Annotated in this window: 22 protein-coding genes; 19 read left to right on the top strand and 3 right to left on the bottom strand. The window is 50.7% G+C overall.

From position 1 onward, the window contains the following. Nucleotides 1-4 precede the first annotated feature (4 nt). The 13 genes from METMA_RS0106150 to lpxC all read left to right on the top strand — a co-directional run bounded on the left by METMA_RS0106150 (nucleotide 5) and on the right by lpxC (nucleotide 15,184). Nucleotides 5-1,477 carry a UDP-N-acetylmuramoyl-L-alanyl-D-glutamate--2,6-diaminopimelate ligase gene (locus METMA_RS0106150; RefSeq protein ID WP_020158197.1) on the top strand — a complete coding sequence of 491 codons (1,473 nt, stop codon included), beginning with the start codon at nucleotides 5-7 and terminating at the stop codon, nucleotides 1,475-1,477. Then, entirely contained in the window at nucleotides 1,477-2,868 is a 1,392-nt protein-coding gene (locus METMA_RS0106145; RefSeq protein ID WP_020158196.1) for a UDP-N-acetylmuramoyl-tripeptide--D-alanyl-D-alanine ligase, read from the top strand. Before METMA_RS0106150 ends, METMA_RS0106145 begins: the two co-directional genes overlap by 1 nt. 3 nt (nucleotides 2,869-2,871) lie before the next feature. Then, nucleotides 2,872-3,954: a phospho-N-acetylmuramoyl-pentapeptide-transferase gene (mraY, locus tag METMA_RS0106140; protein WP_020158195.1), complete on the top strand. Its 1,083-nt coding sequence runs from the start codon at nucleotides 2,872-2,874 to the stop codon at nucleotides 3,952-3,954. 4 nt (nucleotides 3,955-3,958) lie between these two features. Continuing rightward, nucleotides 3,959-5,332: a UDP-N-acetylmuramoyl-L-alanine--D-glutamate ligase gene (gene murD / locus METMA_RS0106135; protein ID WP_020158194.1), complete on the top strand. Its 1,374-nt coding sequence runs from the start codon at nucleotides 3,959-3,961 to the stop codon at nucleotides 5,330-5,332. Then, nucleotides 5,329-6,504 carry a putative lipid II flippase FtsW gene (gene ftsW, locus METMA_RS0106130; RefSeq protein WP_020158193.1) on the top strand — a complete coding sequence of 392 codons (1,176 nt, stop codon included), beginning with the start codon at nucleotides 5,329-5,331 and terminating at the stop codon, nucleotides 6,502-6,504. The genes murD and ftsW overlap by 4 nt, the downstream gene beginning before the upstream one ends. Continuing rightward, on the top strand, nucleotides 6,489-7,547 hold the full coding sequence (murG, locus tag METMA_RS0106125) for an undecaprenyldiphospho-muramoylpentapeptide beta-N-acetylglucosaminyltransferase (protein WP_020158192.1): 1,059 nt from the start codon (nucleotides 6,489-6,491) through the stop codon (nucleotides 7,545-7,547). Before ftsW ends, murG begins: the two co-directional genes overlap by 16 nt. A gap of 11 nt (nucleotides 7,548-7,558) precedes the next feature. Next, nucleotides 7,559-8,980, top strand: coding sequence for a UDP-N-acetylmuramate--L-alanine ligase (gene murC / locus METMA_RS0106120; protein WP_173424773.1), 1,422 nt, complete (start codon nucleotides 7,559-7,561; stop codon nucleotides 8,978-8,980). A 40-nt stretch (nucleotides 8,981-9,020) separates the two neighbouring features. After that, nucleotides 9,021-9,908, top strand: a complete 888-nt coding sequence (gene murB, locus METMA_RS0106115) for a UDP-N-acetylmuramate dehydrogenase (protein WP_020158190.1) — start codon at nucleotides 9,021-9,023, stop codon at nucleotides 9,906-9,908. Further along, entirely contained in the window at nucleotides 9,905-10,837 is a 933-nt protein-coding gene (locus METMA_RS0106110; RefSeq protein ID WP_020158189.1) for a D-alanine--D-alanine ligase, read from the top strand. The genes murB and METMA_RS0106110 overlap by 4 nt, the downstream gene beginning before the upstream one ends. Beyond that, nucleotides 10,837-11,589, top strand: a complete 753-nt coding sequence (locus METMA_RS0106105; RefSeq protein ID WP_020158188.1) for a cell division protein FtsQ/DivIB — start codon at nucleotides 10,837-10,839, stop codon at nucleotides 11,587-11,589. The genes METMA_RS0106110 and METMA_RS0106105 overlap by 1 nt, the downstream gene beginning before the upstream one ends. Before the next feature lie 25 nt (nucleotides 11,590-11,614). Continuing rightward, a complete protein-coding gene (gene ftsA / locus METMA_RS0106100; RefSeq protein WP_020158187.1) occupies nucleotides 11,615-12,841 on the top strand; it encodes a cell division protein FtsA in 1,227 nt (408 codons plus the stop codon). Between the two features lie 34 nt (nucleotides 12,842-12,875). Then, entirely contained in the window at nucleotides 12,876-14,033 is a 1,158-nt protein-coding gene (gene ftsZ, locus METMA_RS0106095; protein WP_020158186.1) for a cell division protein FtsZ, read from the top strand. A 227-nt stretch (nucleotides 14,034-14,260) separates the two neighbouring features. Next, nucleotides 14,261-15,184 (top strand): UDP-3-O-acyl-N-acetylglucosamine deacetylase, encoded by a 924-nt coding sequence (lpxC, locus tag METMA_RS0106090; RefSeq protein ID WP_020158185.1) that lies wholly within the window; start codon nucleotides 14,261-14,263, stop codon nucleotides 15,182-15,184. Between the two features lie 13 nt (nucleotides 15,185-15,197). Here the strand turns inward: lpxC and METMA_RS0106085 are convergent, their stop codons facing one another. Further along, nucleotides 15,198-15,662 (bottom strand): DciA family protein, encoded by a 465-nt coding sequence (locus tag METMA_RS0106085; RefSeq protein WP_020158184.1) that lies wholly within the window; start codon nucleotides 15,660-15,662, stop codon nucleotides 15,198-15,200. Between the two features lie 116 nt (nucleotides 15,663-15,778). Between METMA_RS0106085 and METMA_RS0106080 the strand changes: the two genes are divergently transcribed. The 6 genes from METMA_RS0106080 to METMA_RS0106055 all read left to right on the top strand — a co-directional run bounded on the left by METMA_RS0106080 (nucleotide 15,779) and on the right by METMA_RS0106055 (nucleotide 21,333). Then, on the top strand, nucleotides 15,779-17,563 hold the full coding sequence (locus METMA_RS0106080; RefSeq protein WP_020158183.1) for an NAD(P)H-dependent oxidoreductase subunit E: 1,785 nt from the start codon (nucleotides 15,779-15,781) through the stop codon (nucleotides 17,561-17,563). Further along, the gene (locus tag METMA_RS0106075; protein WP_020158182.1) at nucleotides 17,556-18,272 is read left to right on the top strand and encodes a 2Fe-2S iron-sulfur cluster-binding protein; all 717 of its coding nucleotides are present in this window, start codon (nucleotides 17,556-17,558) and stop codon (nucleotides 18,270-18,272) included. Before METMA_RS0106080 ends, METMA_RS0106075 begins: the two co-directional genes overlap by 8 nt. Continuing rightward, on the top strand, nucleotides 18,262-18,801 hold the full coding sequence (locus METMA_RS0106070; RefSeq protein WP_020158181.1) for an NADH-quinone oxidoreductase subunit B family protein: 540 nt from the start codon (nucleotides 18,262-18,264) through the stop codon (nucleotides 18,799-18,801). Before METMA_RS0106075 ends, METMA_RS0106070 begins: the two co-directional genes overlap by 11 nt. A 17-nt stretch (nucleotides 18,802-18,818) precedes the next feature. Continuing rightward, a complete protein-coding gene (locus METMA_RS0106065; RefSeq protein WP_020158180.1) occupies nucleotides 18,819-20,321 on the top strand; it encodes a Ni/Fe hydrogenase subunit alpha in 1,503 nt (500 codons plus the stop codon). After that, nucleotides 20,305-20,835: a hydrogenase maturation protease gene (locus METMA_RS0106060; protein ID WP_020158179.1), complete on the top strand. Its 531-nt coding sequence runs from the start codon at nucleotides 20,305-20,307 to the stop codon at nucleotides 20,833-20,835. Before METMA_RS0106065 ends, METMA_RS0106060 begins: the two co-directional genes overlap by 17 nt. Nucleotides 20,836-21,132: 297 nt before the next feature. Continuing rightward, complete coding sequence (locus tag METMA_RS0106055; protein WP_027147079.1) at nucleotides 21,133-21,333, top strand: cold-shock protein; 201 nt, start codon at nucleotides 21,133-21,135, stop codon at nucleotides 21,331-21,333. A 69-nt stretch (nucleotides 21,334-21,402) separates the two neighbouring features. Here the strand turns inward: METMA_RS0106055 and METMA_RS24070 are convergent, their stop codons facing one another. Further along, a complete protein-coding gene (locus tag METMA_RS24070) occupies nucleotides 21,403-21,900 on the bottom strand; it encodes a DUF3465 domain-containing protein (RefSeq protein WP_232216329.1) in 498 nt (165 codons plus the stop codon). Nucleotides 21,901-21,917: 17 nt separating this feature from the next. Beyond that, nucleotides 21,918-22,502, bottom strand: a complete 585-nt coding sequence (purN, locus tag METMA_RS0106045; protein WP_020158176.1) for a phosphoribosylglycinamide formyltransferase — start codon at nucleotides 22,500-22,502, stop codon at nucleotides 21,918-21,920. Nucleotides 22,503-22,817: the final 315 nt, after the last annotated feature.

The following is a 22,817-nucleotide window of genomic DNA, read 5'->3' as shown; positions in this document are numbered from 1 at the left end:
GGCCATGAAACTGGAAGATTTATTAAGCGGGCTAGCGGTGGTCGGCGATAAAGTGACCATCACTGGTTTGGCCTTGGACAGCCGTGCGGTAGTCGCCGGCAATACATTCATTGCCTTGAACGGTGCCTTGCAACACGGATTGATGCATGTTGAGCAGGCTATCGCCAATGGCGCCCGCGCCGTGATTTTTGATCCAGCCGGGCAAGGTAAACGACTGGCGGAGCGGGTTGGCTCCATTCCGGTTGTCGCGGTAGAAAATCTGGGATTTTCATTAGGTGAGATTGCGGCGCGCTTTTACGGCGACCCCTCTCGGCGAATTGATGTTATCGGTATTACAGGCACGAATGGAAAAACCTCGTGCAGTCAATTTTTAAGCCAGCTTATGGATGATTGCGGCGTTATCGGTACGCTCGGCTGGGGAACGTGGGGCAAACTCAGCAATACACTGAACACGACGCCCGACGCCCTGGCTGTTCAGCATATGCTGGGTGAACTCGTCAAGGCTAAAAAACAAATGGTCGCGATGGAAGTTTCCTCGCACGGTCTGGAGCAGGGCCGCGTTAACGGCGTGTGTTTTAAAGGCGCCGTATTTACCAATATCAGCCGCGATCACCTTGATTACCATGGCTCAATGGACGCTTATACTAAGGCTAAGCTGGCTTTATTGCAGACGCCCGGCCTGGTTTTTGCGGTAGTGAATCTGGATGATGATTATAGCGGGCAAATCATGGCGGCAGTGCCTGAATCGGTAGCCGTATGGGGATTTAGCCGCAAGGGAAAAAAAGCGGCGATAACCGAGATCGTAGTGGCAGAACATGTTTTGCATAAAGCCGATGGCATTGAATTTGACATACGCTGGCGACACGAGCAGCAGCGGGTGAAAGTGCCGTTATACGGCGATTTTAATATAGAGAACGTCCTGGCTGTGTTGACTGTTATGCTGGCAATGGGGACTACGTTGAAGCAAGCCACTGACCGGTTGACGCGCATGGAGCCGGTGCCCGGCCGCATGGAGCGCTTGGGTGGTGGAGATTCTGGGCCTCTGGTTTTTGTTGATTATGCCCATACGCCGGATGCGCTGGATAAAGTTTTATCCAGCGTCAGGAAGCATTGTAAAGAAGCGTTATGGCTCGTTTTCGGCTGCGGTGGCAACAGGGATGCCGGCAAACGTCCGCAAATGGGAGCTTGTGCTGAGCGCTGGTCGGATCATGTGATCGTGACAGATGACAATCCGCGCTTTGAAAATGGACGCGATATAGTGAATGACATTTTGGCTGGTTGCAGTTCGGGTAAGGTTGAAGTGATACAAAACAGAGAGCAGGCGATACAAAAAGCATTAGCAAGCGCGGGCAAAAACGACTGTATCGTGATTGCCGGTAAAGGCCATGAGCAATATCAGGAGATCAATGGCGTAAAAATACCGTTTAGCGATAGGCAAGTCGTGATTGACGCATTAAAAGCGAGAGCGGCGCAATGATGGAGATGATGCTAAGCGATATCGCCCGCTGTGTGCAGGGACGGTTGGTCGGGCGGGATATGGCTATCTCCTCGGTCAGCATCGATACCAGGGCCATTAAGCCCGGGCAGTTGTATGTGGCAATCAAGGGGCACAATTTCGACGGTAATGACTTCGTCGATTTGGCCGAGCGGGCAGGCGCCTCCGCGGCCATCGTACATACAGGGGTTACGGCCGCAATGCCTCATATAATTGTCGATGATACCCACTTAGCGCTGGCTGAACTGGCCGGCGCATGGCGCCGAAAAGCACCGGTTTCAATGGTCGGCATGACCGGCAGTAACGGCAAGACCACGGTCAAGGAAATGGTGGCGGCCATATTAGCTGTCAATGATCCGGTATTGTTTACTCAAGGCAACCTGAATAATGATATCGGCGTGCCTTTGACTTTACTGCGGCTCGAGGATCGGCATCGTTATGCCGTGGTTGAGATGGGGGCGAACCATCCAGGAGAAATTGCCTATACCAGTACTTATGTGCAGGCTGATGTTGTGATTATCACGAACGTAGGGGCGGCGCATATAGAAGGTTTTGGCAGTTTGGACGGTGTTGCCAGGGCGAAAGGAGAAATCATCGAGACGCTCAAAGATGATGGCATTGCCGTGTTAAATCGCGATGATGCTTATTTCAATTACTGGAAAGCCATAGCCGGAGTCCGTAAGAGCCTGTCTTTCGGTTTAAATGACGACGCTGATGTGACTGCCCGGTCAATCAAAACGGAAATTCACACTAACGGTGTCTATGCCGGAGGCATAGCCTGCCCCGAATTTGCTACCGGATTTGAGTTGGTCACCGCTCAGGGAGATCTGGCGGTAGAGTTAAAACTGGCAGGACGGCACAATGTCGTTAATGCCCTTGCCGCCGCCACTGCGTGTCTGGCTTTGGGGATAGACTTGACCCAGATTAAACAGGGACTGGAAAGCGTCAAGCCGGTAACAGGGCGTTTGCAGCCACTGGTAAGCCGGCAGGGCAATATCATTATTGACGATACCTATAACGCTAATATTGCCTCGCTGAAAGCGGGACTCGCCGTGCTGGAAGACATGCCGGGCAGCCCTTGGGTGGTTTTGGGGGCTTTCGGCGAGCTGGGGCCGGAGAGTAAAAAAATACATGAGGAAATGGGCGAATTGCTTAAGTCCAGCGGTGTCGTGCGCTTGTTGGCTATGGGCGCCGATGCCAAAAATACAGTACGGGTCTTTGGTCAGGGCGCTACTTTTTTTGAGGCCCAGAATGAGTTGATCGATGTATTAAAACAAGAACTAAAAGGCAACGAATCGATTTTAATCAAAGGGTCTAGAGCACGGCACATGGAAAATGTAGCGGCGGCTCTGGTTGAAAATTTCAGGATTTAAAAAATGTTACTTTATTTGGCGGATTATTTAATGACATTCGAGGGCGGGTTTCGGGTTTTTCACTACCTGACTTTTCGCGCCATACTTGGAGCATTAACTGCATTAATGATTTCGTTCATCGTCGGGCCGGTGATGATCAGGAAATTAAGCCGTAACAAGATTGGGCAAAGTGTCCGCGAATGCGGCCCGCAAACGCATTATGAAAAATCGGGTACCCCTACCATGGGCGGAACCCTGATTCTGGTTGCGATTGCCATCAGTACCCTGCTGTGGGCCGATCTCGGCAATCGTTATATCTGGGTCATTATGCTGGTCACCATGGGCTATGGTGTTATCGGCTTTGTCGATGACTATCGAAAAGTGATTCGCCGCAACAGTGACGGCTTGTCGGCTAAAGCGAAATATTTCTGGCAATCGGCTATCGGCTTAATCGCCGCTGTTTTCCTGTATAAAACGGCGGTGCTGCCGGCGGAAACGCAGTTTATCGTGCCTTTTTTCAAAAGCGTCATGGTGGACATGGGCTGGATGTATGTGGTGCTGGCCTATTTCGTCATCGTCGGCAGCAGCAATGCCGTCAACTTGACCGACGGTCTGGATGGCCTGGCCATTATGCCGACTGTCATGGTGGCTTCCGGCCTGGGTATTTTCGCCTATCTGTCAGGGCACGTGACATTTGCCGAATATCTGGCTATTCCTTATTTGCCCAATGCCGGGGAATTGATCGTATTTTGCGCCGCTTTAATCGGCGCCGGCTTAGGATTTTTATGGTTTAACGCCTATCCCGCAATGGTATTCATGGGCGATGTCGGCGCGCTGGCATTGGGCGGAGCTTTAGGTGTACTAGCAATACTGGTTAGGCAAGAAGTTGTGCTGATGATTATGGGCGGTGTTTTCGTCATGGAGACGGTATCCGTGATTATCCAGGTTGCCTCTTTCAAGACAACAGGAAAACGCGTTTTCCGCATGGCGCCTATTCATCATCATTTTGAGTTGAAAGGTTGGCCCGAGCCTCGGGTTATCGTACGTTTCTGGATCATCACCGTTATTTTGGTGCTGATCGGTCTGGCAACTTTGAAATTGAGATAAGAAAATGGATAAGACAGCGATTACAGAATTGTTAAAAAAGAATTTTGCGCTGGACCCGCAGACTGCCAAGGTTTTAGTGGTCGGCCTTGGCATAACAGGAATCTCAGCGGCACGTTACTTACAAGATTTGGGAATTAAGTTCGCTATTATCGATAGTCGAGCCAAGCCGCCGTTAATGGAAATGCTCTCTCAGCAAATGCCGGATGCGGCGGTTTTTACCGGCGGATTCGATGAGGCGGCTTTTAATGTTGCCACGCATCTGGTCGTCAGTCCCGGTGTGTCGCTTAATGAAAAAGCCATTGTCAAAGCCATTGCCAATGGCACGAAAATCGTCAGCGATATTGATTTGTTTGCCTGTTCCATTGATGTGCCGGTGATTGCGATTACCGGTTCCAACGGTAAAAGCACCGTGACAACCATGCTGGGGGAAATGGCAAAAGAGGCGGGTAAACGCGTGGGGGTAGGCGGGAATCTCGGAACCCCGGCCCTGGATTTGCTGGGACAGGATGCGGATCTGTATGTGTTGGAGCTTTCCAGCTTTCAACTGGAAAGGACGACCGTTTTTAATGCGGCGGCTGCGACCGTGCTCAATGTGACGGTCGATCATCTGGATCGGCATGCCGATATGGCCGAATACGCCGAGGAAAAACGCCGGGTATTTAATGGCAATGGCGTCATGGTAATCAATGCTGATGATCCTATAGTCGAATCGATGAAGGATGCGGATAGAAAAGTGCTGACATTCTCTATCAACCGCAAGCATGCGGATTTTTACCTTGCAGCAAACGCTAATACAGAATATCTGATGCACGACGACACTCTGTTGATGCCGCTGGCCGAATTGCCGCTTGAAGGCCGGCATAACGCGGCCAATGCACTGGCCGCGTTGGCTTTAGGAGCCGCTGTAGGACTGGACGAGCCGTCCATGTGCAGGGCACTGCGAAAATTTAAAGGACTGGCGCATCGCATGCAGCGGGTCGCCGAAATACGCGGCGTTACCTGGGTTAACGATTCAAAGGCGACTAATATCGGTGCCTGCGTCGCGGCTTTGCAGGGCTATGACCGCAAAGTGATCCTTATCGCCGGCGGCGATGCCAAGGGCGCCGATATGAACGAATTGAGGCCCGTAATCAAGGAAAAAGCCAAAAGTGTCGTGTTAATGGGCAAAGATGCGGGGTTGATAGAGCAGGCGCTGAATGGCTGTGTGCCTATCTATGCCGCTGAAAATATCGTTCAGGCGGTACAGATCGCCGCCAATCTGGCTGATGCCGGTGAAAGCGTATTGCTTTCACCGGCCTGTGCCAGCCTTGATCAATTTAAAAGTTATCAGGATCGCGGCGAAAAATTTACCAAGGCAGTGCTGGAGCTGGTGGCATGAATGATCGCGCCAAAATGCCGCGGGCCTGGCGATTTCATTTTGATCCGCTGTTGCTGGCAACATGCATGGGGTTGTTGCTGATCGGTTTTGTCATGGTGACCTCATCATCATTGCATTTGGGCGTAAAAATGGCGGATGACAGCTTGTATTATCCGATCAGACAGCTCATGCACATCGGGCTGGGACTGTTCCTGGGCACCTGTGTGATGGCGGTCCCCATGCATGTGTGGGAAAAATGGGGACCAGGACTGTTTATAGCAGGTCTGTTATTGCTGGTCATGGTGCTGGTACCCGGTCTGGGGGTAAAGGTTAACGGCAGTGTGCGCTGGTTGTCTGTAGGCGGTTTGCGCATACAGGTGTCGGAAGTGGTTAAATTCTTCGCCGTCATTTATATAGCGGGTTATGTTACCCGGCATCAGCAGGCCGTGCGCGAATCGGCCTACGGTATCGTCAAACCTTTGGCATTGTTTTCGTTGGCCTGCATATTGCTGTTGCTGGAGCCGGATTTTGGTTCGGCCGTAGTGATTTTATGCATTGCCATGGGCATTATGTTTCTGGCCGGCGCCCGATTGTCGCAATTCTTCGTTTTGCTGGCGGTGGTCGCCGTGCTGGCAATGCTGCTGGTTTATTTTTCGCCCTATCGCCTGGTGCGCGTGACGAGTTTCATGAATCCCTGGGCCGATCCGCTGAATACGGGATTTCAGCTGGTTCAGGCACTGATTTCGTTCGGGCGCGGTGAATGGCTGGGCGTGGGGCTGGGCAGCGGCATACAGAAATTATTTTATCTGCCGGAAGCGCACACCGATTTTCTGTTTTCAGTGATTGGCGAAGAGCTGGGCTTGCTGGGCGTGGTGACCGTTATCGGTTTATTTTCATTATTAGTATGGCGCACTTTCCAAGTGGCCGCGGCGGCAGAAAGGGCGGGACAACGGTTCTCCGCTTTTATCGCTTATGGACTGGGCATCTGGTTTGGTTTCCAGTCGTTCGTCAATATGGGCGTCAACATGGGGATTTTGCCCACGAAAGGGCTGACTTTACCCCTGATGAGCTACGGCGGCGGCAGTATGATGACTATGTGCTGCGCGATGGCGCTGCTGTTTCGCGTGCAGAGCGAGGTCTATGCAATAAATGCCAACCGACCTAAAGGAAACTCCGAATGGGCAAGCGCATAGTCATCATGGCCGGTGGAACCGGCGGCCATGTCTTTCCTGCCCTGGCTGTTGCCCAGTCGCTGGTGGAAAAAGGCTGGCAAGTCAGTTGGCTGGGGACGCATAAAGGGCTTGAAAGCCGGGTTGTTCCGGAAAACGGAATAGAGATTGACTGGCTGTCGGTTTCAGGTGTGCGCGGCAAAGGCATTATGACGAAAATAAAAGCCGGATTGATGCTGGTAAGGGCATGTGCTCAGGCTTTTAATATTTTACGGCGCCGCGATCCCGATGTGGTTCTGGGCATGGGGGGCTTCGTTGCGGGGCCTGGCGGACTGATGGCAAAACTGCTGGGTATACCCTTGGTCATTCATGAGCAGAACCGGGTACCCGGTACGACTAACCGGTTATTGGCAACAATAGCAAACCGGATTCTGGAGGCTTTTCCCGACAGTTTCAACAAGGATGTAAAGGCAACATGCACTGGAAACCCGTTAAGAAAACAGTTTTTAAGCAGACTCGACATTAACGGCAGGCGGAAGGACAGTCAGGCAATCCGCATTTTGGTCGTCGGCGGCAGTCAGGGGGCACAGGTATTGAACGAGGTCGTTCCGGAAGCCGTTACGCAATTTAAAAACGTACAGATAAAGCACCAGACCGGTACGGCTATGTTCGAGCAGGTCAGGAACCGCTATCAGGCTCTGGGCGTTAATGCGGACGTAAGCGCTTTCATTGATGATATGGTGTCAGCCTATCAGTGGGCGGATATGGTAATTTGCCGGTCCGGCGCGATGACCGTCAGTGAAGTCGCGGCCTTGGGCGTGCCGGCAATTTTTATTCCGTTGCCGCATGCCATTGATGATCATCAAACAGCGAATGCCCGCTATTTAACCGATGCCGGTGCCGGGATGTGTTTGATGCAGAAAGACTTGAATGCCGCAACGTTGGCGGAACAGATAACAAAAATGCTGAAACAATTAGATGTTATGAGTAATACCGCAAAACAATGCGCTCGTCTGGATGCAACTGAAGTCGTTGCCGGTTATTGCATAGCCGAGGCCGGTTTATGAACTCTCCCAATATCCAGATGCAGGCACAGGTATTAGGCAAAATCGACCGGATACATTTTGTCGGCATAGGCGGGACCGGCATGAGCGGTATCGCGGAAGTCTTGTCCAATTTGGGGTATCAGGTCTCTGGCTCCGACATTAAAGAGAGTTCGGTAACACAACGGCTCGCCGAGTTGGGTGTGGCGATCAATATCGGCCATAAGCGCGAAAATGTCATGAAAGTTGATGTGGTGGTTGCGTCCAGCGCCATAGACCGCAGCAATGAAGAAATCGATGAAGCATATCTGAATAGAATACCGGTTATTCCGCGTGCGGAAATGCTGGCCGAGTTGATGCGTTTCAGGTTTGGCATTGCCGTGGCCGGGACACACGGTAAGACCACTACGACCAGCTTGACGGCCAGCATGCTGGCTGAAGGCGGGCTTGACCCGACTTTCGTCATCGGCGGCCGGCTGAACAGCGCCGGCAGCAACGCCAAACTGGGCCTGGGACATTATCTGGTGGCCGAGGCCGATGAAAGCGATGCTTCTTTTTTATATTTACAGCCTATGATGGCGGTGGTCACCAATATCGACCAGGATCATATGGCGACGTATCAAGGCTGCTATCAGCGCCTGAAAGAAACGTTTATCGAGTTCCTGCACCATTTGCCTTTTTATGGCTTGGCGGTCATGTGTCTGGATGATGAAGGGGTCAGAGACGTTCTGCCCCAGATCTCCAAGCCGGTGACTACCTATGGCGTTCATCCCGATGCTGACGTTCGTGCGATCAATATCAAGCAGCAAGGCATGCATACCTCGTTTAAAGTGATTCGCCGGGGCGACTATCCGCCGCTGCAGGTTACGTTGAACATGCCGGGTTGGCACAACATGCTCAATGCGCTGGCGGCTATCAGTATCGCAACTAACCTGAATGTTGATGATGAGGCGATCGTAAAAAGCCTGGGCGCATTCAAGGGCGTCGGCAGACGGTTTCAAATTCAGGGCGATCTGGAAATAGACGGCGGTAAACTAACCTTGGTCGATGACTACGGGCACCATCCCCGCGAGATTGCCGCAACGCTTGAGGCACTGCGGCAGGCCTGGCCAGATAGACGCGCGGTCGTTATCTTTCAACCGCACAGATATACGCGTACGCGGGATTTATTTGAGGATTTTGTAAAGGTCCTGTCCACCGTCGATGTGCTGATTCTGATGGATGTCTATGCGGCAGGGGAAACGCTCATTCCGGGGGCGGATGGAAGGGCATTAAGCCGGACTATTCGCATGCGCGGCCAGGTCGATCCTGTATTCGTCGAAGACTGGAAAGACTTGCCGCAAATACTGGCCGGCATTGTAAAAGCCGATGACGTGATTCTGACTTTGGGCGCTGGTAATGTCGGGCAAATCGCCACGCAATTGCCGCAATTAATATCAGAGGCTTTGGCGGGTTAATAACTGGGTCGGATCATATGAAAAAAAATTGGCCATTACGATGAAAGGTTGCCTGTTGAACCATGAAAAGCTGGCGAAATACACCAGTTGGCGAGTCGGCGGGCCGGCCGATCGGTTATACATACCTGATGACCGGCAGGACTTGATCGATTTTATAACTGCGCTATCCGGTTCAAGCGGGGCTCCTGCCGAGCCGATATTCTGGATGGGGCTGGGCAGTAATTTATTAATCAGGGATGGCGGCATACGCGGTACGGTCATTAATACCAAAAGCCGGCTAAAAGAAATGAAACTGGCTCTGGACGGGACGGTTTATGTGGAAGCCGGCGTTCCGTGCGCGCATGTGGCGCGCTTTTGTGCGGAGCACGGACTCATCGGTGCGGAGTTTCTGGCGGGTATACCGGGGACGATGGGCGGTGCTTTGAAAATGAACGCCGGCGCTTTTGGCGGCGAAACCTGGGCGATCGTAAAAAATGTTGACATGCTAAATGCGTCGGGTCAGGTCAATGTCCGAGTTCCTCGGGATTTCGAGATTAAATACAGGTCCGTCAAAGGCTTTGACGACGAATGGTTTCTGGCGGCGCAATTGACATTGCGGCAAGGCGATACGGCAGAGAGCCTGCAGCGGATAAAAGGTTTGTTGGAAAAACGGGCCAAATCGCAGCCGACCAACCAGCCGAGCTGCGGGTCGGTGTTTAAAAATCCGGAAGGCGATCATGCGGCAAGGCTGATAGAGCAGGCAGGTTTGAAAGGATATGCCATCGGCGGCGCTCGGGTATCGGAAAAACATGCGAATTTTATTATAAATCTCGGCACGGCGACGGCTGCCGACATCGAAGAACTAATTAATTATATTCAGATTAAGGTAAAGGAAAGTCAGGGGGTTGAATTGCAGACTGAAGTTTGTATGGTAGGCGTGGCACTATGAAGCCTGTGAGGATTACAGATCCGCAAGAATTCGGGCGGGTTGCCGTATTGATGGGCGGGTCGGCCGCTGAAAGGGAGGTCTCGCTGAAAAGCGGCGCCGCTGTATACGAAGCATTAAAGCGCAAAGGTGTTGATGCCGTCGCCATCGATGTTACGGGCAGTCCTATAGAAGCCCTGGGCGGGCGGAAGATTGACAGGGTATTCAATATTATTCATGGCCGGGGCGGTGAAGACGGCGTGCTTCAGGCTGTTCTGGAAGTGATGGGGATTCCCTATACCGGCAGCGGTGTTATGGCCTCCGCATTGAGCATGGATAAGCTCCGAACCAAACTATGCTGGCAGGGTTATGGATTAGCCACGCCTGAATGGTTTTTGTTGAAAGATGAAAATGACCTGGATAACTGTGCGGCAAAGCTGGGCTTCCCGGTTATCGTCAAGCCGGCCCAGGAAGGCTCCAGTATAGGCATGAGCAAGGCGGCCAATCCTGATGAACTGCGGAGGGCATTAAAAACCGCGGCGGATTTTCGCTGCGATGTCTACGCAGAGTCCTGGGTAACGGGCCGGGAATATACGGTTGGCGTATTGAATGGCGAAGCGCTGCCGGTGATTCGCCTGGAAACACCGCATGTATTTTATGATTACGAAGCAAAATACCAGGCGACAACGACGCAGTATCATTGTCCATGCGGCCTGAATGAGGCCGAAGAGTTGCAATTGCGGAATCTGGCGGTAAAAGCCAGTGAAGTGCTGGGCGTTAAGGGGTGGGCGAGACTCGATGTATTTGTTGATGACAACGGCCAGTATCAATTAATTGAGATTAATACCGTGCCGGGCATGACGGATCATAGTCTGGTGCCAATGGCGGCCAAACAGGCCGGTATTGATTTCGATGAATTGGTCTGGCGGATATTGGAAACCAGTATCGGCTAATGGACAGGCAGGCAGTAAAAATCCTGGGCGCCATATTATTAATCGGATTGATCTGGCTGTGTGGGCAGGGAGTTAAAAGCTATGGCTCCGGCGCGATGCCCATCAAATATGTCAGGATCGAGGGCGTATTTCAATACCTTGGCAAGGATGAAATAAAAACAGCGCTGCGGCCGCTGGTCATGACCAGTTTCTTTGCGGCGGATATGCAGGCGATACATGAAGCCGTCGCGCAACTGCCGTGGGTGCAATCCGCGGCAGTCAAACGGGTCTGGCCTGATGCGATTGATATAAAGGTGCATGAGAAAAAACCTTATGTACGTTGGGGACAGCAAAGCCTGTTGACTGAGAGAGGCGAGTTATTTGCCCCGAAAAATATAGATCAATTCCAGACGTTGCCTCTGCTTGTAGGTCCAGATCAGCAGCATGGGAAAGTCTTGGAAATAATGAAGGGCGTTAAAACAGCTTTAGCGGACCAATCCATGGAATTGGCGGAGTTCAGCATTGATGACCGGTGGTCATGGAAAATCAAGCTGGCGACGGGTATGGAAATACTGCTGGGACGCAACGAGCCGTTAGAAAAATTACAGCGTTTCTTGAAGACGCTGACGGTATTAGGACAAGAACAGATTGATGCGATGGCTATAGTCGATTTGAGATATCCCAATGGCTACGGGGTTTCATGGAAGCCCGGAACTGCTGAAATTGACTGGAAAAAATTGCAAACCCCGAAAATTAAACAGATGGGCAATTAGAGAAGGCGACACAGAGTAAACAAAAATGGCGAAAAAAACAGAGCGTAATTTAATAGTCGGACTGGACATCGGAACTTCAAAAGTCGCGGCTATTGTAGGTGAGCTTACGAGTGAGAACAAAATAGAAGTCATAGGCATCGGCTCAACAGCATCGCGTGGACTTAAAAAAGGTGTGGTCGTTAATCTGGAATCAACCGTGCAATCAATTCAGAGAGCCGTGGAAGAGGCTGAATTAATGGCGGGATGTCAGATCCGGTCGGTTTTTGCAGGTATTGCCGGCAGCCATATCAGAAGCCTTAACTCTCACGGCATCGTAGCGATCAAGGATAAGGAGGTGACTCAGTATGATATAGATCGGGTCATTGATTCTGCTCGTGCAGTCGCTATTCCGGCTGATCAGAAGATCTTGCATATTCTGCCGCAGGAATTCGTTATCGATCTTCAGGAAGGTATAAAAGAGCCTATCGGCATGTCGGGTATACGCCTGGAGGCAAAAGTCCATATGGTGACGGGCAGTGTCAGCGCCGCGCAGAATATAATCAAATGTATTCGTCGCTGTGGGCTTGATGTCGATGATATTGTGCTTGAGCAGTTGGCGTCATGCAATTCGGTACTGACCGAAGACGAAAAGGAACTGGGCGTCTGCTTGATTGATATCGGTGGCGGGACCACGGATATTGCCATTTTTGTCGATGGCGCGATCAAACATACGTCTGTCATTCCAATCGCCGGCGATCAGGTCACCAATGATATAGCTGTTGCCTTGCGTACACCGACGTTGAATGCGGAAGAAATCAAACAAAAATATGCCTGTGCATTAACGCAATTGGCCAGCGTTGACGGCGTCATTGAAGTGCCGAGTATCGGCGATAGGGCGCCACGCAAGATTTCGACGCAAAATCTGGCCGAGATTATAGAGCCGCGCTATGAAGAGCTGATATTGCTGGTGCAGGCGGAGCTAAGGCGCAGCGGCTATGAAGAATTGATTGCGGCCGGGATCGTAGTGACTGGTGGCAGTTCAAAAGTGATGGGACTGATCGAATTGGCTGAAGAAATTTTCCATATGCCGGTTCGCATGGGTATTCCGCAGAATGTGACCGGGTTAACCGAAGTTGTGAAAAATCCAATTCATTCTACGGGGGTTGGCTTATTAATGTATGGAAAAGAACACCAGGGCGGCGACAGAATCATTGATTCTGAAGGGGCCGGATTGTTTTTAAAAATGAAAAATTGGTTTCAAGGTAATTTTTAATAATTCGTAGGGTTATATTTAAGGGGCAGCGAAAATGAAATATGAATTAATGGACATGTGTACCGAAACAGCCGTCATTAAGGTTATTGGTGTCGGTGGCGGCGGCGGTAATGCGGTTAATCATATGGTCGACAGCCATATTGACGGTGTAGAGTTTATCTGTGCAAATACCGATGCGCAGGCTTTGCGAAGATTAAATATCGGTACGATTATTCAATTAGGTGTTGAACTGACCAAGGGGCTGGGCGCTGGCACCAATCCTGAAATCGGAAAACAAGCGGCGGAGGAAAATAAAGAACGCATTAAAGAGGTGATAGAAGGTGCGGACATGCTGTTTCTGACTGCCGGCATGGGGGGCGGTACTGGTACGGGTGCGATTCCTGTTATTGCGGAAATTGCCAGGGAAATGGGTATTCTGACCGTGGCGGTAGTGACCAAGCCGTTTTTGTTTGAAGGCAAGAAAAAACTGGCTGTGGCAGAAAAAGGCATTGCCGAGCTTGAGCAATATGTCGATTCGCTGATAACCATTCCTAATCAGAAATTATTACGGGTGCTGGGCAGCAGCGTTTCATTAGTGAATGCATTTAAAGCGGCTAATGGCGTATTATTGGATGCGGTGCAAGGCATTACCGAACTCATTGTGCATCCCGGCATGATTAACGTGGACTTTGCCGATGTCAGAACCGTCATGGCGGGAATGGGAGCGGCGATCATGGGCACCGGGTCGGCAACAGGAGAGCATCGCGCCCGCGAAGCGGCCGAAAAAGCGATCGCTTGCCCCTTGCTGGAAGATATCAACTTACAAGGCGCTCGTGGTATTCTGGTCAATATTTCCGCTGCCGATATGGGCATTGCAGAGTTTGATGAAGTTGGTAATATTGTTCATGAATTTGCCTCGGAAGATGCGATTATCAAGATTGGTACCGCTATTGACCCTGAGTTAGGCGATGAAATTAAAGTCACTGTTGTTGCCACAGGCATGGGAATGGCGATGCCAGCGACTAAGTCACCGGTTAAACTTGTACAGAAGGCAGCGGCTGGTGAAGTTGATTACGGCGTGCTCGATAAACCGACGGTAATGCGCCAAAACAGACCTGAAAACAGGGAAACCCGATTCGGAGCACAGCCTAAAAAAGATATTGATCTGGATTATCTGGATATCCCGGCTTTTCTAAGACGTCAGGCCGACTAGTGCACTGGTAATTTTGTTTTAATGAGTAAAATTAAGTGTGGTACGGATTTACTTATGTCCATGAGGGTATACGCGCGCAGTGCAAGTGAATTCGCACCTACAGTTTACCCGTCATGATTATAATGACCGACTACTGGTTTAGAGGAAGACGACTTGATCTCTTTTTTTGGCTCTGATTGTGTTAGAATTCCTGTTTTTTTGCCTCTCAATTCGGCGTTCTTTATTTTATGATTAAACAGCGAACTTTAAAAAATACAATCAGGGCTACAGGCGTAGGGCTGCATACGGGCGATAAAGTGTATTTGACTTTACGCCCTGCTGAACCGAATACGGGTATTAAATTTCGCCGCGTTGATTTAGACGAACCGATTGTCATCGATGCGTCACCTGAAAATGTTGGCGAAACCATGCTTTCGACAACGCTGGTTGCAGGTAATGTAAAGATTTCAACCATAGAACATCTGCTATCGGCATTTGCCGGGTTGGGCATTGACAATGCGATCGTCGATGTCAGTGCTGCTGAAGTTCCCATTATGGACGGAAGTGCCGGTCCTTTTGTGTTTTTGCTGCAGTCAGCCGGAGTTGATGAGCAGGATAGCCCTAAGCAATATATTCGCATTAAACGTGCAATCAGGGTCGAAGATGGTGATAAATGGGCTGCTTTTGAACCATTTGAAGGCTTCAAGGTGACATTTACCATTGATTTCGAGCACCCGGCTTTTGCAGACCATGTCAAAACCGCGACCATGGATTTTTCGTCGACTACTTTTGTGAAGGAAGTAAGCCGGGCTAGAACATTCGGTTTCATGAAGGATATCGACATGCTCCGGCAAAATAATCTGGCTCTGGGAGGCAGTCTTGATAATGCAATCGTGGTGGATGACGATAAGGTACTCAATGAAGATGGTCTGCGTTATGCAGATGAGTTTGTCAAACATAAAATTCTTGATGCCATAGGCGACCTGTATCTCCTGGGGCATAGTTTGATCGGCGCCTTTACCGGTTATAAATCCGGGCACGGACTGAACAATAAATTACTGCGTACTTTATTAAATGATAAGGATGCGTGGGAAATGGTTACGTTTGACGAAGAGGAAGACGCGCCGATTTCCTTTATGCGTTCCGCGCAATCGCCGCGATCTGCCGCGTAAAACCGCTTTCTGACTATCCGGCATCGCCGGAGAGTCGCCGCAACGTTGCGCTCAACTTTAGCAACGCTTGTTTCAAATGATCATCCGGAGCATTAAGACCCTGCTTCCGGATGATTTCTATCTTTTCCGGTGATGGAATATTCACTTTCCTTACAGGTTGCTTGTCAGGGCTTTTTTGCTCGGTAAAGATTTTAACCTGCATAATTGTGACAGATTCACGTGCTATTGGCGCGATAGCGGCAAGGATAGCCTTGCTATAAAAGCGTAATTGTGATGCCCAAGCAGCGGAATCCGTATAAATCAGTAATTTTTTATCGTTTATTACACAGTAGCGCGCCTGTTTTGCCAGCGCTTCCGGTAACACCGCCCGGATATATTGCAGGATCTGGCGTTGCTGTTCAATCCGGCTGTAAAAATGAGCAATAGCCCGGTTCGGAAATGCTAGGGTTGATTTAAATGTGACGGGTTTTTTTGCCATGGCGACTCGAACGGGTATTTTTACCGAATGGTTGGATTATTTAAAAGATTGGCATATAGTGCGTACGCAAAGGAGTTCATTCTTTCCACACGTAAAGACCCAGCCAGGCGGATAAAATGAAACAATTCATTCAGGATCTCGCGGAAAAGAACAATCATCAAGCAAAGCAGTTGCTCCAAATTCTGCGAGAGATCCAATCCTGCTACCATTATATCCCGGAACAGGCAATAGAACAGTTGTCCGGGCTTTTGGCTATTCCCCGGACCAGAATTATCAGCGTGGTCGAATTCTACAGCTTTTTGCATTTGACGCCCAAGGGGCAATACGAGCTGCTGATCAGCGATTGCATTACCGATAACATGCATGACAAGAAAAATCTTACGGATTATCTTGCCGCCAGACTGAATGTGGCGGTCGGGGCGGTTCGGGAGGACGGCTTGGTCAGTCTCGACAATACCTCATGCACCGGCATGTGCGACCAAGGTCCCGCCGGCCTGGTTAATGGTTATGCCTTAACCCGTCTGGATCGGGCTCGTATTGACCTGATTGCCGATTTGATCGAACGGCGAGAGCCTCTGGCGGCATGGCCGGCTGACTTGTTCCAAGTGGAGGATAATATAGTCAGGCCGGGACTGTTGTTGAAGCAGTCCATGGTGCCTGGAGAGGCCCTCAGGTCGGCCTTTAAGCGGGGGCTGAAGGCGACGCTGACGGAAATTGAGCGATCGGGGCTAAGAGGCCGAGGCGGGGCGGGTTTCAAGACCGCCATGAAATGGGGATTTTGCGCCGACGAAGCACAGAACGAGCGTTATGTCGTTTGCAATGCCGATGAAGGTGAGCCTGGCACATTCAAGGACAGGGTGCTGTTAAATTCGTTTGCCCATCAGGTTTTCGAGGGCATGACCTTGTGCGCGGCCATTATAGGCGCCAAGCGGGGCTTCCTGTATTTGCGCGGCGAGTATCTGCATCTTTATGAGCAGTTGCAAGGCATCCTGGATCAACGCAGACAAGCCGGTTTACTCGGTGTCAATATTCTCAGGGAAGGGCTGGATTTCGATATTGACATCTACCTCGGCGCCGGCGCCTATATTTGCGGCGAAGAATCGGCGTTGATCGAATCGCTGGAAGGCAAGGCGGGAATTCCGCGCAACCGCCCGCCTTATCCCGTGACGCAGGGATATCTTGGCAAGCCGACTGTGGTCAACAATGTCGAGACATTTCTTGCTGCGAGCGCGATTGCTGTCAATGGTGCCGACTGGTTTGCAAAGGTTGGAACGGAAAAATCATCGGGCACTAAAATACTCAGCATCAGCGGCGACTGTGCCAGGCCCGGGATCTACGAATACGCGTTCGGCACCACTGTACAGACACTGTTAAATGATTGCGGCGCAACGGATGTGTTGGGCGTGCAAATGGGCGGGCCTTCCGGCACGTTCATTTCCAGTCAGGAATTCGACCGCAAGCTGGCATTCGAGGATCTGGCGACCGGCGGATCGGTGATTGTCTTTAACGAAAACCGCAATATTTTCGATATCGTCCATAACTTCACGCACTTCTTCGCGCACGAAAGCTGCGGGTTCTGTACGCCTTGCCGGGTCGGCACTTCGTTGTTAAGGAAGCAGGTCGATAAAATTTACGAGGGGCACGGCTCGGCTGGTGATGTCGCGGCGCTTGAGGAACTGTGTCAGTTGATCAAAAACTACAGCCATTGCGGCTTGGGACAAACGGCCGCCAATCCGGTGTTAACGACGTTGGAACGCTATCCCGAATTGTACCAAGGCAAATTGAAGAAAATCAGTTATGAACCGGGATTTGATCTGGATGGTGCACTCGATATAGCCAGGCGTCTGGCGCAACGCGACGATGCCGGTGCGCATTTATCTCAGGTGGGTGATCATGAGTAAAACAATTACGATTGACGGCGATTCAATCCCCTTCGAGGATGGTCAGACCATCATGGAAGCCGCGGCCGCCGCGGGCATCTATATTCCGCATTTATGCCATCATCCCGAATTTGCGCCACACGGCAGTTGCAAATTGTGCACAGTCATTGTGAACGGCCGGGCTTGTTCGGCTTGCACATTCCCGGCCATGGACGGACAGGAGATCCTCAATAATAGCAAGGAGCTGAATGACGACCGGCGCAGAATCACGCAAATGCTGTTCGTGGAAGGCAATCATTTATGTCCGGGCTGCGAAAAAAGCGGCAATTGCCAATTACAGGCAATCGGATATTATCTGAACATGCTCGACAACCATTTCCTGCATTTTTTTGCCCCGCGCGAACTCGATGCGTCGCATCCCGATGTGTTGGTCGATCAAAACCGGTGTATTTTCTGCACACTGTGCGTGCGCGCCAGCCATAAAGACGGCAAGGACGTGTTTGCCATCAGCGGCCGCGGCATCAACAAGCGGCTGATTTTCAATGCTGATAGCGGGCTGTTAAAAGATACCGATCTGGATGTCAGCGATCAGGCCGCGCATATCTGTCCAACCGGGGCTATTTTGATCAAGCGTACCGGCTTTACCCAGCCTATCGGCGAGCGGTTGTTTGATCACAAGGATATCTCCGAAACCAGCCTGGAACAGGAGCAGGGCGATCATGACCGATAAAATCAGAGTGGCAACCGTGTCGCTGGCGGGCTGTTTCGGCTGCCATATGTCGCTGCTCGATATCGATGAGCGATTGTTGCAGTTGGCCGATCGGGTTGCGTTCGACCGGTCGCCGATCACCGACATAAAGCACTGCGAGGCATGTGACATTGGCCTGATAGAAGGCGGGGTCTGCAATTCGGAAAACGTTCATACCCTGCGTGAATTCCGCAAGCACTGCAAATTTCTGGTGGCCGTCGGGGCTTGCGCCATTAACGGCGGCCTGCCCGGATACAGGAACTATATTCCGCTGGAGGAATGTCTGGGCGAGTCTTATCTGGACGGGATCGGCATTGAAAATCCGCAGATCCCCAGCGATCCTGAATTGCCGCTATTATTGGATAAGGTATATCCCGTGCATGAAGTGGTCAAGATAGACTATTTTTTGCCGGGCTGCCCGCCGGTGGCTGATGTATTCTGGACATTTCTGACCGATTTGCTGGAAGGGCGCGAGCCGGCGCTGCCTTATGAGCTGATTCATTACGATTAGTTACTTGCGAGAAGTCTATGTACGACTATTTAGAAACGGCTGAAACTACGGAAAATTTGAGGCGCGTCGCCGTTGATCCTATCTCGCGCGTCGAAGGGCACGGCAAAATCACGTTATTGCTGGATCAGGACAATCAAGTCAGACAGGCGCGGCTGCACATCGTTGAATTCCGTGGTTTTGAACGCTTCATACAGGGGCGGCCTTACTGGGAATTGCCGGTTATCGTGCAGCGACTGTGTGGCATTTGCCCGGTCAGCCATCATCTAGCCGCCGGCAAGGCAATTGATCAGTTAGTCGGCATAGAGCCGGAAAATCTACCGTCCGCCGCAAACAAGCTGAGACGTCTGCTGCATTTCGGACAGGTTCTGCAATCCCATGCCTTGCATTTTTTTCATCTGTCCAGTCCGGATCTGCTGTTCGGTTTCGAGAGCGACATCAATAAACGCAATATCATAGCCGTGTTGAATGATTATCCTGACATCGGCCTTCAGGGCGTCAAGCTGCGCAAATACGGTCAGGAAGTCATCCGCATGATTTGCGGCAAGCGCATACATGGTACGGGAGCTGTCGCCGGCGGCATGAACAAGGCGCTGACTCAGTCAGAACGCGACTATTTGCTGTCGGATGTCGATCAAATCATCGCCTGGGCGGCCGGCGCCGTGGAACTGGTTAAGAAAATACATGGCTCCAACCTGCCGTATTATGATGAATTTGCCACTATACGCAGTAATTATCTCGGCCTGACCAGTGCTGATGGGGCGCTGGAGTTGTACCACGGCGGCCTGCGGGCCAAAAATGATCAAGGTGAAACTATCGTGGATCATGTCGATTATTGCCGATACAACGACTATATCCATGAAGAAGTACGTTCATGGAGTTATATGAAGTTTCCCTACCTGCTGTCGCTGGGCAAGGAGACGGGCTGGTATCGCGTCGGCCCCCTGGCGCGTATCAATAATTGCGATTATATCGCTACGCCGATGGCGGAAGTCGAGCGCCTGGAATTCAAGGCGCATGGCGGTGAAGCCATGGTGCATAGCACATTGGCTTTTCATTGGGCGCGTTTGATCGAGGCCCTGCATTGCGCCGAAAGTATCAAGGAACTGCTCAACGATCCTGAAGTCATGGGTCATGATCTGGTCGCGCAGGGCGAGAAGCGCTATGAAGGTGTCGGCGTGATCGAGGCGCCGCGCGGTACCTTATTTCATCATTATCAGGTTGATGAAAACGACATTGTTACGAAAGCGAATTTGATCGTCTCGACGACCAGCAATAACATGGCGATGAATGAGTCCGTGCGGCAGGTTGCGGCGGAGTACTTGTCGGGGCGGGAGTTGACCGAGCCGCTATTGAACAACCTGGAAGTCGCCATCCGCGCTTATGATCCCTGTTTGTCCTGCGCGACACATGCCGTGGGAAAAATGCCGTTGCAGCTTGAATTGGTCGACGTGGAAGGCAGGCTGATCGATAGACTCATTAAACACGGCGATGGTGCGATTGAGCATGACCTCGGAGGTTAATTCCATACTGCTGTTTGGCTATGGCAATCTCAGTCGCGGTGATGATGCCTTAGGGCCATTGCTACTAGAGTTCGTGGAATCTCACTTGAACTTAGGCAATATCGACCTGTTGTCCGATTTTCAGCTGCAGATTGAACATGCGCTGGACCTTGAGGGCAGGGCCTTGGTTTTATTTGTCGATGCGTCCGTATCCTGTGCGGGACCGTTCGATTTTGCCGAGTTAAGTCCCGGCAGAGATAAAAGCTATAGCACGCACGCGATGAGTCCGTCCGCGGTTTTGGCTGTTTATCAGACGGTAAAGAAACAAACACCGCCACCGTGTTTTCTGTTGAGTATCAAAGCGGAGCAGTTTGAGCTCGGCTCCGGATTGAGTGCGAAAGCCGAGAGTCGTTTAATGCAGGCCTGTCAGTTTGCTGCTCAGTTACTGCATAATCCGGCGCCCGATTTTTGGCGGCAGGCAGCGCAATGTCGGGTAAACCTGCAGGAATACGAAGAAGATGCGGCAGAGGGCTGACTGGCGGCTTGCTTGCGAGGCATGGTTATCGCAAGGGCTTATTCAGAAAAATGCTGTTTTGTCGTCATCGGCATTGGCATTAACGGAAATGCCAGGTTTATTAGATTGACATGTCCAGAATGCCAATATAGAATGACACCCAGCTCGAAATACGATTTACCGCATGCTTATCTTCACGAAGTTCTTTGTAATTGCTCGTCCTGTTTATCATTAAGTAATTCTTCATTTCCCAGCTCCATTGGCCTTAACAGGCTTTAAAATTACTCATTATTTTTATAGGATTGCAATATGGCTTCCATGACTACCGGTACCGTTAAGTGGTTTAACTCCGAGAAAGGCTTCGGCTTTATTCAACAAGAAAACGGTCCTGATGTGTTTGTTCACTTCCGTAACATTAACGGCTCCGGCTTTAAATCCCTTGATGAAGGTCAAAAGGTACAGTTTACTGTTACTCAAGGCCAAAAAGGTCCGCAAGCGGAAGAAGTATCCGTCATCTAATTGCAAAAGCCGTAGCAGTCAAAAACTGCTACGGCTTTTTTCATGTCTTGCCTATTCAAGCGAGGCAAGCTAATCATACCTCCTGCCGTCATAGATTAGCCATCCATGCTCATGCTGTCCTTGCGGATCATGATGCGTCCAGTGTATGACGCCTCCCTTGCTGTTCCACTCATATTCGCCATGAAAACTGATGGTCGATCCTTCTTTTATGCCCTCGACTCTGGGCGCTAGATCGATATTGTGCGCGATCAACACGGACTGGCCGGAATTCAACCGTACGATGAAACGCTGGTGCCGGGAACCGTTGGTATCGTCAGGCAGTATTTTTATAATCGTGCCGGTCTGCCTGACTTGAATGTTGCTGTATTGATGATCGAAAGCCTCAGACAAGACGGCTAAGTCAGTAAGGCTTTGGGCGTTAATTGATCCACTCTCGGTATTATCATCCAGGGCTTGTGATTTAATAAACGCGTCTTTTTCTGTCAAGACCGATCCATTTTCACAGCCGGGCAGTATTAGGCCAGCGTAGCCGGTAATCAGAAAAGCCAGGGTGATATTTCCGATCAATGTTTTACCTGGCGGCATCATAAAGTTCCTTCAATGATATTCTTGAGCGTTTCCAAATAGAGATCTCCCTCCGTGGCTTGTACTCTTGCTCGTAAGGATGCGATCGTGTCGTCGGGGAAAACCGGCACATGACTCTGGTTGAGGACGGGGCCTTCGTCATAGCGGTCATTGATGAGGTGTACGGAGGCGCCGGAAACCTTATCGCCCGATTTCAGTACCGCTTCGTGAACGCGGTCGCCATAAAGGCCTTGGCCACCGTGTTTCGGCAACAGGGCAGGGTGTATGTTCAGGATATGGCCGTTGAAACGTGTCAGTGTATGTGGGCCGATTTTTTTCATATAACCCGATAGCACGACAAGATCGGTTTGCGCCTCAAGCAGTGCATGCATGATCGCCCGGTCCTCACTTTCCGGATCGGGATGGGTTTTGGCATTGATCAGATGTACGGGGATTTGTTGTTCCTGGCACCAGCGCAATATTTCCGAATTGGAATTGTTGGTGATGACCACACCCAATTCAGCGGCAAGTACTTTTTGCTTCATGGCGGCGATGATGTGTTTGGCAGAAGATCCGCCATGTGAGGCGATAAAGCTGATTTTCATAGGTATTGGTGCAAATAAAATAATCGAAAGAGTGTGTTCAGTCTGGACTTAAATGATTGACAGCTTAACAAGTCCAGAACATGGCTGGTATTTCCGTTTGGTTTTTCAGGCTAATGGGATCAGATTATGTGTGTATTTTACCTGATTTATACGGTAAGTCTGTTGATCTGATAGACGTGGATGCACGTCTCCGGCGTTTTTCTGTCTGCGCTTTGGTTACAAGGGGTGAGGGCTATCGGTAAAATTGATTTGTAAATGATCCCTATTGATATTCAAGCGTTTCATCCCATAGTTAAAGGTGTTTTATCTGTAACT

Origin of the sequence: Methylobacter marinus A45, assembly GCF_000383855.1 — a bacterium.
In the GTDB taxonomy this organism is placed as follows: domain Bacteria; phylum Pseudomonadota; class Gammaproteobacteria; order Methylococcales; family Methylomonadaceae; genus Methylobacter; species Methylobacter marinus.
Note: the sequence above shows the minus strand (reverse complement) of the source record. Positions and strands in the feature narration are given on the sequence as shown.